This window comes from Bathymodiolus azoricus thioautotrophic gill symbiont (genome assembly GCF_001298715.1).
Taxonomy (GTDB): Bacteria; Pseudomonadota; Gammaproteobacteria; order PS1; family Pseudothioglobaceae; genus Thiodubiliella.
The window spans coordinates 1-1,740 of the sequence record NZ_CDSC02000236.1; the positions used below are offsets into that span (position 1 = coordinate 1).

At 33.0% G+C, this 1,740-nt stretch carries 1 pseudogene; it reads right to left on the bottom strand.

Features of this window, described 5'->3' with window-relative positions:
• Positions 1-1,592 precede the first annotated feature (1,592 nt).
• A pseudogene (locus BAZSYMA_RS10660) lies at positions 1,593-1,712 on the bottom strand (glutamate synthase-related protein); the annotation flags it as partial.
• Positions 1,713-1,740 lie beyond the last annotated feature (28 nt).

Here is a 1,740-nt window from a genome sequence, read left to right on the forward strand (position 1 = left end):
AAATCTATAGTATCTGAGAAAAAAAAACTCCTTTTCCTATAGGGTTCTATGTTAAAAATATGCCCTGTGGTGGCAGCCATCATAAATTTTTGATCGACAAAAAACACACATTTTGTTGAGTACCATTCAATGATTATTCAGCCATGTTTGCTGTCAAATAGTTTTGAGATTTATGATATATGTAATTCTAAAATATTTTTCCCATGTTAAATTTGCACATTGCAACCAAGTTTGCTGTCAAATGGTTCAATGGTTTCAATTAGGAGAAATTCTTAGAATATATTTTTTTAATGTTAAATATGCCCTGTGGTGACAGCCATCTTTGATTGACCCAAAACAGACACCATTAATTAAGGACCATCCAAGATGCATTCCAACTGAGTTTGCTGTCAAATGGTTTTGTGGTTTCAGATGAGAATAATTTAAAACTATTTCACCTTATGGTTCTATGTTAAATTTTCCTGTGGTGACGGCCACATTGGATTTTATCAAATTTGCATAGGACCATCCAATGATTTATTGCATATTTCTAGTTTCTGAGAAAAATTATTTGTCAATGTTCTACATTCAATCTTTGTCTTGCTATTGTGGCAATATTGAATTTCAGATTGACTAAAAAAAAAAAAAACATTTTTAGAGGGCCATATACGGTTAGGGTTATGGTGTTTAATGCCACTTTCAACAATATTTCAGTTACAAATGTATATTATGGTGGTCAGTTTTATTGGTGGAGGAAACCAGAGTACCCAGGGAAAACCACTGACCTGTCGCAATATCACAGACAAATTTTATCACATAATGTTGTATCGAGAACACCTTGTCATGTGCGGTATTTGGAGTCTCAACTTTAGTAGTGAAAGGCACTAACTGCACAGGTAGCTGTAAATCCAACAACCATAAGATCACGACCACAACAGATACTTAGAGCGTCATATAAGGAACATTCCTAACAAGGAAGAATTCCATCACACATACAGTTTAGGGAAATGAAGATTTAAAATATTTAAGCCAATCAGAAAGCATAATTGCCCCTAGCAGCCAAATGAAACGACAATCAGGTATAATGCAGAGGGCTACCAAAGTCACATTGGTAAGAAATGCTTAGAAGTTGTGTTTAAAAATAGTCTTATGTATAATGCATTTAGTTATATGAGCAGCATGGTTTCATAAAATGACAACAAAAAAACACATCCAGATTATTTGAAAACATTGTGAATCCAAAATTAGCAGTCAAGAATAGTGCAGTGTGAAAAAACCCCCAATCAACAAGATCAAGATAAATATGGCATGACTCATACACTTACTTATACACTGATGATAACATGTCTTAACAATTGTAATCTTTAATTAGCGATAAAGATCAAAGAGAAATAATTGATGATCTCTACAGGTATGATAATACAATGTATTAGGTCACATGACTCGTCAACATTATTTAAATGTTGTTTATGTAATCATCACTCTAGCTTTGATGAATTATCATATCACATATCTTCTCTCACCTTGCAGGAAAAATATAGAAAAATCATATATTGATTGGTATAAAGATTCCTTACAAATAGTTTGCTGTCAATCTCTCATTACAAAATAATTAAATTTAGGATTACCTCAGCCAAATCTTCAATAGAGTAAATATCATGATGAGGTGGAGGACTAATCAGTCCAACTCCTGGAACAGAATGTCTTGTCTGGGCAATGTATTTAGATACCTGTAAAACAGAAGGGGAAACATGCTATTAT